General features: G+C 70.2%; 8 protein-coding genes and 1 pseudogene. 1 reads left to right on the top strand and 8 read right to left on the bottom strand.

The window, feature by feature from the left end:
* From O3Q52_RS40960 to O3Q52_RS40990, 7 genes are all read right to left on the bottom strand, one after another.
* On the bottom strand, positions 1–1,991 hold a 1,991-nt coding region (locus O3Q52_RS40960), incomplete at its 3' end, for a polysaccharide biosynthesis C-terminal domain-containing protein (protein WP_269653636.1).
* Positions 1,984–2,811 (bottom strand): polysaccharide deacetylase family protein, encoded by an 828-nt coding sequence (locus tag O3Q52_RS40965; RefSeq protein WP_269653637.1) that lies wholly within the window; start codon positions 2,809–2,811, stop codon positions 1,984–1,986. The genes O3Q52_RS40960 and O3Q52_RS40965, both read right to left, overlap by 8 nt.
* Entirely contained in the window at positions 2,808–3,794 is a 987-nt protein-coding gene (locus O3Q52_RS40970; protein ID WP_269653638.1) for a glycosyltransferase family 2 protein, read from the bottom strand. The genes O3Q52_RS40965 and O3Q52_RS40970 overlap by 4 nt, the downstream gene beginning before the upstream one ends.
* Entirely contained in the window at positions 3,791–4,609 is an 819-nt protein-coding gene (locus O3Q52_RS40975; protein WP_055612890.1) for a glycosyltransferase family 2 protein, read from the bottom strand. The genes O3Q52_RS40970 and O3Q52_RS40975 overlap by 4 nt, the downstream gene beginning before the upstream one ends.
* A 365-nt stretch (positions 4,610–4,974) precedes the next feature.
* Positions 4,975–6,069 (bottom strand): GNAT family N-acetyltransferase, encoded by a 1,095-nt coding sequence (locus tag O3Q52_RS40980; protein WP_269653639.1) that lies wholly within the window; start codon positions 6,067–6,069, stop codon positions 4,975–4,977.
* Between the two features lies 1 nt (position 6,070).
* Positions 6,071–6,448 (bottom strand): hypothetical protein, encoded by a 378-nt coding sequence (locus O3Q52_RS40985; RefSeq protein ID WP_269653640.1) that lies wholly within the window; start codon positions 6,446–6,448, stop codon positions 6,071–6,073.
* A 287-nt stretch (positions 6,449–6,735) separates the two neighbouring features.
* Positions 6,736–7,944, bottom strand: coding sequence for a S8 family peptidase (locus O3Q52_RS40990; protein ID WP_269653641.1), 1,209 nt, complete (start codon positions 7,942–7,944; stop codon positions 6,736–6,738).
* 315 nt (positions 7,945–8,259) lie between these two features.
* Here O3Q52_RS40990 and O3Q52_RS40995 point away from each other — a divergent pair, with 315 nt between their 5' ends.
* A complete protein-coding gene (locus O3Q52_RS40995) occupies positions 8,260–9,069 on the top strand; it encodes an SGNH/GDSL hydrolase family protein (protein WP_269653642.1) in 810 nt (269 codons plus the stop codon).
* A 31-nt stretch (positions 9,070–9,100) separates the two neighbouring features.
* Here the strand turns inward: O3Q52_RS40995 and O3Q52_RS41000 are convergent.
* Positions 9,101–9,893, bottom strand: a pseudogene (locus tag O3Q52_RS41000) (serine/threonine protein kinase); the annotation flags it as partial.

Raw genomic sequence — 9,893 nt, forward strand, 5'->3', positions numbered from 1 at the left:
CAGTACAGGACCAGCGCGGCCGTCAGCAGACAGCCGAGCACCACCCCGAGCCGGGTCGGCCGCAGCCGCTCCCACCAGGACACCGGCGGCGGGGCCGGGCCGGACCGCCCGCCCGTCTCATGCCCGCCCGCCTCGAGCGCGAGCGGCGAAGTCCCCTTCCCGCGTACGGCCCTCGATGCACCGGACGCACCCCGTCCGCGTACACCCTCCGACTCGTCGCCCGACCTGCCCTCCGACGGCTCGAACGGGGCGTCCACCTCGGCCTCGGACGGGCCGAGGGACGTCTCGGAGCCGGGTTCCCGTTCCTCGACGGGCAGGCCCACCTCCACGCGGGCGGCGGGCAGTTGGAGGGGCGCCTTGAGCGCCCAGGTCGGCCGGTGGTCAGGACGCGGCTCGCTGCGGTGCTCCGGCCGTTCGACCTTCGGTGTCCCGACGGGCGGTGTTCCCGGACCGGGCCGTACGTCAGGCCGCCGCTCCAGGTGGTCGAAGTCCAGCTGCACACCGAGCGCGAGCGTGTCCGTGTCGAGCCGCTGCGCCCAGGCCGGGCCGCGCCCCTTCTTCGGCTTGTCCTGCTGCGACGTTGCCACCTCACGCGCGCCCAGGTCCGCCAGGTCGCCGTCGGGCGCCGCACCCTCGGGCACGGCGTCGGCCGGCGCGGTCCTGACGATCCGGTACAGCCTCGGCGCGGCGAGCGCCACGATGACCGCGAGGCTGGAGATCTCCGCCACGCCCGCCCCGGTCAGGCCCATACGGGGCAGCAGGATCACCGTCAGCCCGAGCACCAGCAGACACAACAGGCCCTGCAGCCAGGCGAGTCCGGAGGTACGGCTCTGGGCACGCAGCACCGCGAAGTACGTCTCCATGACGACCCGCAGCACCGCGCCGACCGCGAACCAGCGCAGCAGCGGCGTCGCCGCGTCCGCGTACCCCTGGCCGAACACACCGAGGATCCACGGCGCACCGAAGAACAGCACAGCGGCCACCGGCAGCATGATCCGCGCCATCCGGCGCAGCGCGGCCCGGGTGTTCGCGGCCAGCCGCGCCGGATCGTGCGAGCCCTCGACGGTCAGCGAGGCGCCCATGTTGATGGCGAGCAGGTTGACCGTGCCGCCGATGGTCGTGGTGATGTAGAAGTACGCGTTGTCGACGTTGCTGACCTGCGCGGCGACGATCACCGGGACGAGGTACACCACGGCGAGCGAGAACAGCGAGCCGGTGTAGTCGCCCGCCAGGAACCGCCCGATCTCCCTCGTGGTGGGCGGCTCGGCGTGCTCCGCGGTCGCCTTCACATGCCGCGGCACCAGGCGGCGGAACACCAGCCAGCCCAGCGGCAGCACGGACACCGCGATGGCCGCGACCCACGACACGAAGACACCCATGGTCGGGATCGCCGCGGCGAACGCCACCAGCAGAACCAGCTTCACCGCCGAGAACACGGTGTTGCCCACTGGCACCCACAGCGCGCTGCGCAGCCCGGTCAGCACCCCGTCCTGGAGCGTCAGCACCGACCAGGCGACGACGGCCAGGACGAAACCGACGGCGATCAGCGGGCCGTGCAGGAAGCGGTACGAGGAACCCCAGAGGTTCAGCGTGAGCAGGAAGAGGCCCGCGGCCAGCGCCACGACCACCGAACTGCCCGCGTACGTACGGAAGATCAGCCGTCCGGTGCCCCGCCCCGCGACCGGGATGAAGCGGGCGAGGGCGCCCGTCAGCGTCACCGCGGTGAGCCCCGCGAGGAGCTTCATGGCGGCGATCGCGGCGGAGCCCTGGCCGACCGCCGACTCGGAGTAGTACCGGGCGGCGGCCAGCCAGAAGCCCAGCCCCAGCACGGCGGAGATCCCGGTGTTGAGCATCAGGGCATAGGCGTTCCGGAACAGCGGGCTGCCTCCGGAGGACCTGCCGCCAAGTCCGGGCAGGCGAAGGCGGCGCCCGGACCGCTCGGGTGCCTCGGGCGTGGGAGTGTCGGCCTGGGCCGTGGTCGTGTCAGACACGGGAACGGATGGCCTTCCGGCGAACCTGTCGTGCTCTGCGGACCACGGCGTACCCCTTGGTGAGGGCCCGGTCCCTGGCGAAGGTACGGGCGATCGCGCGGCCCTCCACGAGCCGCTCGAACTCCTCGATACCGGTGCTGCGGCGCACGGTGACCCGCCGCAGCGCGTACGGCCCCTGGCGGCGGCGGGCGAGGCTGTTGCCGACGGCGAGCGACTGGGCGAACCCGGCCTCGCGCACGATCCGGCGCACCCGGCCGCTGGAGTAGCCGTACGGGTACGCGAACGACGCCGGGCGCACGCCCAGTTCGCCGGCCACGATCTCCCGGCAGCGCAGCAGCTCGAACCAGAGCGCCTCGTCGGTCAGCTGGTCCAGCTGCGGATGCGAGTGGCTGTGGCCGCCGATCTCGACGTCCGCGCCCGCGAGCGCGCGCACCTGGTCCCAGTCGAGCATCTCGTCGAGGGCGCCCCCGGTGTCGTACGCGCCGCGCAGCCAGCCCGTCGACACGAACAGCGTGGACGCGAAACCGTGCTCGGCGAGCACGGGCAGCGCGTGCCGGTGCACGCCCTCGTAGCCGTCGTCGAACGTGATCAGCACCGGCCGCCTCGGCAGCGGCTTCGACTCACGCCAGCACTCCGCGAGCGCGGCGGTGTTGACCGGCGTGAACCCCAGGTCGCCCAGGAGCGCCATCTGTTCGGTGAACGCCTCGGGCGCCACGGACAGCGCCCGGGTCGCGTCGTTCGGCGCGGTGGCGACGGAGTGGTACATGAGAATCGGCACGCGCGCATCACGCGGGTCACGCGGATCATGCGAGTCACTCATCGTTCGGCCCCCTCGATCTGCACGACCGAGAACGTGGCCCCACCCCTGCGTGCCCGGACGCTGCCGAGTACGTACCCGCCCGCCGCCGTCACCACTCCGGTCACGATGGCGGCCGCCCGGCCCGCGCCGCCGGGGCGGGCGAGCAGCGCGTCGCGCAGCCCGCGCGCGACTCCGGCGGGAAGCACACGCGTGGTGTAACGGCGCTCGGACTCAAGGCCCTTGCCGGCGCCCACACTCCGCGCGACCAGTGCCTTCGACAGACCCTCGGCATACGTACGCGTACGGAAGTACGCGAAGTGCTCGCGCGCCTCGGGCACCCGGTGGTGGATCACCGCGCGGTCGTCGATCAGCAGGACCGCCTCCGGCCGGGCGCGCGTGAGGCGGATGCACAGCTCCGTCTCCTCGCAGCCCAGCGGCCGCTTGTCGCCGTCGCGCCCGATGCCGGTCGCGAAGCCGCCCGCCGCGTCGAAGGCGCTGCGCCGGAACGAGGCGTTGCCGCCGAGCACGTTGCGCACCTGGACCCGGCCGGGCGGCAGGCCCTTGTACGTGCAGCCCACGACCCAGTCGAACTCCTCGGGGAACCAGGCCGGCCGGCGGCCCGACGCCCAGATCGGCATCGTACGACCGCCGACGGCCATGACCAGCGGATCCTCGTACCCCTCGGCGAAGTGGAGCAGCCAGTCGCGCTCGGCCACCGCGTCGTCGTCGAGGAAGGCGATGACGTCGCCGTACGAGGCGGCGATGCCGGTGTTGCGGCCCGCGGAGAGGCCCCGGGGGCCCGCGTTGGCGAGCACCCGAACCCCTTCGGTCTCCTTGTACTCCTTCGACAGCCGGTCCAGGAGCGCCTGGTTGTGGTCCACCACCAGGAGCGTCTCCAGGGCCGGCCTGGACTGCGCCCGCACCGAGTCGACCGCCGCGAGGATGTCCTCCCAGCGGTCCTCGGTGTAGACGCAGACCACCACGGAGATGTCCAGGGTTCTCAAGACACCTCTCCCGGCCCGGAGTTGAGCGCCACGGCGTGCGGACGACGGCGCAGCGAGCGCCGGTTGGAGCGCTCCTTGAGGATCACCTTGAGCACCCGCAGCCCGTCCCGCACGGCCCGCAGATTGCTGGAGCCGTGGATCCGGAGGTACTCGTGGCTCGGTATCTCCTGGACCTTGAGCCCTGCCTTGACCACCCGGATGTTCATCAGGGTCTCCACCTCGAAGCCGGTGCAGTCGAGGTCGATCTTGTCCAGGCAGTGCCGCCAGAAGGCGTTGTAGCCGTAGCAGAGGTCGGTGTAGCGGGCGCCGAACTTGCGGTTGACGGCCGTGCACAGCGCCCAGTTGCCGAGCTTGCGGATCGGCGTCATGTCGTCCGTGCCGCCGCCGTTGGCGAACCGCGACCCCTTCGCGAAGTCCGCCCCGGAGACCAGCGCGGAGACATAGCTGACGATCTCGTGACCGTCGGCCGAGCCGTCCGCGTCGACCATGACGATGATGTCGCCGGTGGAGGCCGCGAACCCGGTGATCAGGGCATCTCCCTTGCCCTTGCCCACCTGCTTGACGACCTTGACGTCCGGCCACAGTTCGCGGGCGACCTCGACGGTGTTGTCGGTGGAATTGCCGTCGACGAGAACCACTTCGTGGATCCATCCCGGCAATGTCTTGAAGACGTACGGGAGATTCTCCGCCTCGTTCATGGCGGGAATCACGACGCTCACCGGAGGCGCTATGGCCAGGTGAGTCGATATGGGCCGGTACTTGTTGGCTGTGAGCGGATCTTGGCCCGAAACCGCCGGGCGCACAACAGAACTCATGAGTCTGGTCCCTCTCGTCCGGTGGACCGCCCGCCCCTGGGCGGTCCGGCATTTTGTCCGGTTCGAAAGGGGGGTTTTGTCACTTACGGCATGCCGAAATCGATCTCCGTACAAGCCGGGTGAGCTGGCAAAGCTGGCCGACTGGCTGGGTCGGTCGCGCGGCGGCACTCGGCACAAAAGCGGTCACCGAGCACGGCACCCCCCTACCGCGCCCCGCGCCGGGCCCTCGTCGCGATCCTGAGCCCTCCCCTGAATCGCATGTGCATGATGGTCCGATGCGGGTGGATGTACGACGGTATTGATGATTGAGACGATATGGCAAGACCTGGAACGTGGCCTCACGTTTTTGTTGGTTTGGACGTTACCTAACGGCCCGAGCGGATTTTTCCCATCCGCTTGAGGGCTTTGTCGGCCGGCTCGAAAAGCTCCGGCCGCGACAGCACCGCGTTCCGCAGCGCCCGGACCGGGGCGCGCCGCGCCCGGTGTCCGAGCGCCACGGGATGGCGGCGCGTGACCAACCCCTCGGACACGGCGAGTTCGCGTGTCTTCAGGGAATCCTTGTATTCCTTCTGCCCCCGGCCGAGATCCAGATAGGCGATGCCGTCGGCGGCAGCCGCCTCGGCCATGCGCAAATGCAGGACGAGGCCCGGGGAGTATTTGGAGAACGCCGGGTCGTACGCGGGGAACCAGCACGCCAGGACGCGTCCGGAGCGCAGCCCGAAGTGCGCGGCGATCGGCCTGCCGCCCGCGTAGAGCACCGACAGGATGCCGGCGAACGGCTCGGAACGGGTGTGGAAGAGCTGGTGCGTCAGCCGGGTGATCCAGGGCTGCGCGAAGCGGTCGCTGCGCCCGGTCCTGCGGTACTGCGCCGACTTCCATCCCATCAGCGTGAGCAGCGCCTCGGGATCACGCTCGTCGTGCACATAGCGGACCTCGCCGTGATCGCGGCCGAGTCTGCGGTCCTTGGCCAGCGTGGTCCGGGTGAACTTCGGTGACCGGGCCCGCAGTTCGGCGAGATATGTCTCGTACCCCCGGTCGACGTCCATGACCGGGGAGGGGAAGCTGCCGGAGGCCTCGGCCTCGAACGGCTCCTGGCCTTCCACCAGGTGGTCGAACTCCCACACCGCGAGCCCGCAGGCCCGCAGCAGTTCTCTTGCGTCCCAGGTGAAGCCGGGCCCGTGGACGAGGCCCTGGCAGTCGGAGACACCGAGGCCGACGGCCCGGCCGACGCCGGTGGTGGTTCTCTGGAACGGGAAGAAGGCCACCGGTTCGCCGCTCTCTCTGACCACGGCGATCCGTACGCCGCGTCGGCAGCGTCCGACGGCGAGGGTGAACTCCGGTGACAGGAACGGGTTGGCGAGTTCCGGCGAGCCGTGCAGATGGGCCTTCGACTGAAGGGCCGACCATGCCGTCCGGTCGGCGGCGGTCAGTTCGCCGGGGCGGTACACGCTGATGTTCACGTCAGGATGCCCGTCTTCTCACCGTACGGCCACGGAACCGCCGTACCAGGACCAGGAGGAGAATGAGGGAGCTGAGCGCGGCCACGGCCGCGATTCCGCCACGGACCGACCACCGGTGCACCGCGAGCATGCCTTGGGCGACCAGAAGGTTGAGAGCTACTGCTGCTGACAGGGACGCCACCGTGCGGCCGAACGGTTCCATGCCGCGCAGGGCGATTCCTACCGCGGTTCCCGGAGCGGCCAGCAGGAAGAAGAGCGCGAACGGGGCGCGCAGTGGCGAGTCCACGTCGGTCAGGGCCAGCACGGCCCCGACGCCGGCGATGGCCGCGGCGGCGCCTGCGAGCAGGGGGAGCAGGTCCCTCCCCGGATCCTGGTCCAACCGCTCTTCACCACCCGATGGGGATGGGTCCGATGGAGATGGCTTGATACGTAAGGTCTGCATTGGCGACTTTGCCCCCCGACGCGCCGGATGCCGGGCTTCAATGTGGCCCAGCGGTGTGGGGGGCGTCAAGATGAGGGCGCCGTTGATGTTTGGCTGCGGGTTCGTTGTGGCTGGTCGCGCCCCGCGGCGGAGCCGCAAATGTCAGAGCCCCGCGCCCCTGAAAGCCAAAAGATTGCGCAGTTCCCCGCGCCCCTTGTCAGGGGCGCGGGGAACTGCGCACGTCATTACGGGACGATCTTCAGGAGGCGGTTCGGGGAGCCCGTGCCGGGGCTGGTCACCACGCCGGTGGTGGCGCCGTTCACGAGGGCCGTGGCCACCTGGGCCGGGGTGGCCGAGGTGTTGCCCGCCAGGTAGACGGCGGCCGCGCCCGCGACGTGCGGGGTGGCCATCGACGTACCGGAGATGGTGTTCGTCGCGGTGTCGCTGGTGTACCAGCCCGCCGTGATCGACGAACCGGGGGCGAAGATGTCGAGGATCGAGCCGAAGTTGGAGTAGCTGGCCTTGGCGTCCGTGCTGGTGGTGGCGCCGACCGTGATCGCCGAGGCGACGCGGGCCGGGGAGTACGAGGAGGCGTTGGCGCTGCTGTTGCCCGCCGCGACCGCGTAGGTCACGCCGCTCGCGATGGAGTTGGCCACCGCGGTGTCCAGGGTGGTGGACGCGCCGCCGCCGAGCGACATGTTGGCGACCGAGGGACCGCTGTGGTTCTGGGTTACCCAGTTGATGCCCGCGATGACGCCGGCCGTGGTGCCGGAGCCCGCGTTGTCGAGCACGCGGACCGCCACGATGTTCGCCTTCTTGGCGATGCCGTAGGTCGAGCCGGCGATGGTCGTGGCGACGTGCGTGCCGTGACCGTTGCCGTCCGAGGCGACGGTGTCCCCGTCCACGGCGTCGTAGCCGTAGCTGGCCCGCCCGCTGATCTGCGAGTGCGTGATGCGCACGCCGGTGTCGATGACGTACGCCGTCACCCCGCTGCCCGCCGTGTCCGGGTAGGTGTACGTGCCGGAGAGCGGCAGTGACGTCTGGTCGGAGCGGTCCAGGCCCCAGGGGGCGTTGGACTGGGTGGTGTCGGTGACGTGCACCGTCTGGTTCTGCTCGACCACGGCCACCGACGGGTCGGCGGCCAGTCTCTTGGCCTCGGTCGCGGACAGGGTCGCCGTGTAGCCGTTCAGTGCGGCGCCGAACGTCTTCTTGACCGTGCCGCCGTACTCCTTGATCAGGCCCTTGCCCTCGGCCGACGAGGCCTTGAAGCCGACGCCCTTCTTCAGTGTGACGATGTAGCTGTCCTTGACGGCGGTGGGGGAGTCCGCCGCGAGGACCCGGCCCTCGGCCGGCGCGGCCTGGGCGGGAAGCGCGGTGACGGCGCCGAGCAGGGCGGCGGTCGCCACGGAGGTTATCGCGGCGATCCGGATCTTCTTGCTACGCAGCTGTGCCATGCGAGGGAGTCCTCCTCATAGGCGGCGTGCGCCTGGGTGGGGCGCACGTCTGTGGGGGGTGCGCGCGTGATCGCACGCACAACCAGGAGCGTTGCGTTCCGCTACCGGTTGAGACATCAGCGTGATCGATCCACGGGTGCGGCTCAAGGGAGTTGACGCTTTGTCACGCGCCTGTCATGGACACGCAATCGAACGCACAGTGAACGCACAGCGGAGGATGCGGTAGGTCCGGAAAAGTCTTGGCATGGACACTTCCTGTCAACACGCGTAGCTGCTACGAAAGTTACGGCAGAGATCCTGCTAAAGGGAGGTTCCATGAGACGTTCCCGACTTACGGCATACGTGACCTCGCTCCTCCTCGCCACCGCCTTCGCCCTCACCGGGGCAACGACGGCGCAGGCGTCCCAGCAAGCAGCAGCCACGGGCTATGTGGCCCTCGGCGACTCCTACTCGTCCGGTGTCGGCGCGGGCAGCTACATCGGTTCCAGCGGCGACTGCAAGCGCAGCACCAAGGCCTACCCCTACCTCTGGGCGGCCGCCCATTCACCCTCGTCGTTCAGTTTCACGGCCTGCTCGGGCGCTCGTACGGGTGATGTTCTGGCGAACCAGCTGGGCCCGCTCGGCTCCGGCACCGGCCTCGTCTCCATCAGTGTCGGCGGCAACGACGCGGGCTTCTCCGACGTCATGACGACCTGTGTCCTGCAGTCCGAGAGCGCCTGCGTCGCCCGCATCAACACCGCGAAGGCGTACGTCGACTCGACGCTGCCCGGCAAGCTCGACTCGGTCTACTCGGCGATCAGCGCGAAGGCCCCGGCCGCCCATGTGGTCGTCCTGGGCTACCCCCGGTTCTACAAGCTGGGCGGCAGCTGCCTGGCCGGCCTCTCCGAGACGGAGCGGGCCGCCATCAACAGCGCCGCCGACTATCTGGACAGCGCCATCGCCAAGCGTGCGGCCGACCACGGCTTCACCTTCGGCGACGTACGCCCCACGTTCACCGGTCACGAGATCTGCTCCGGCAGCGCCTGGCTGCGCAGCGTCAACTGGCTGAACATCGGCGAGTCGTACCACCCGACGGCCTCGGGCCAGTCGGGTGGTTATCTGCCCGTGCTCAACGCCTCGGACTGATCACCGCCGAGGCCTGATCGCCTCGGACCGGCTACTGCCGAGGCCTGATCGCTCCGTTCGGCGCGAGTGCCTGCGGAGCGTCGGAGGAGGCCCCGCCCGTCGGGGCCTCCGTCTCGCACGTCACCGAGAAGGGCACCTGTTCCGACTTCGCCTCCTTGGGACTGCGGACCTCCACGCCGATCTTGTTCTCGTACGTACCCGACGCGTCGTACGTCGTCACGATGACCGTGTTCTGCTTGGTCTTCCCGCCGTTCGCGGGGAACGACAGCGTCTTCCAGCTCGGGTCGGACACCTCGCCCGACTCCGTCACCCAGCGGTACTCCACGTCCGCCGGCACGACCGTCACCGTGAACGTCGCCGTGAAGGTCGGAGCCTCGGCCTCGGGTGGCGGGCAGGCACCGGTGTAGTCGGTGTGCGAGCCCGAGACCGTCACTTTCACGGACTGGGTGGGCGGCTTGGTGGTCTGGCCGCCGGTGGTGGTCGAACCGCCGTCGCTCCCGTTCGAGCCGGAGCTCTCCGTGGTCGAGCCGCCGTCCGTGCCGCCCCCACTGCTTCCGTTACTCCCGCCGTTGTCACCGCCGCCCGTCGAGCCGCCGGTGCTCGACCCGCTGTTGGAGGTGTCGTCCCCGCCCCCTCCGTCGTCCCGGTTGACCAGGGCGTACGTCAGTCCCCCGAGCGCGAGCGCGAGCGCGGCCAGACCCGCGATCACCACGATCGTCGCGCGCCGGGGATGGGCGGGCCCCGTGGTGGTGGTCGTCGCGGACGGCGCCTGGTGCGGCGAGTGGGCGGGCTGGGTGTAGGCGGGCGGTGTGTACGCGAGAGTG

Source organism: Streptomyces sp. ActVer (genome assembly GCF_027270795.1).
Classification (GTDB): domain Bacteria; phylum Actinomycetota; class Actinomycetes; order Streptomycetales; family Streptomycetaceae; genus Streptomyces; species Streptomyces umbrinus_A.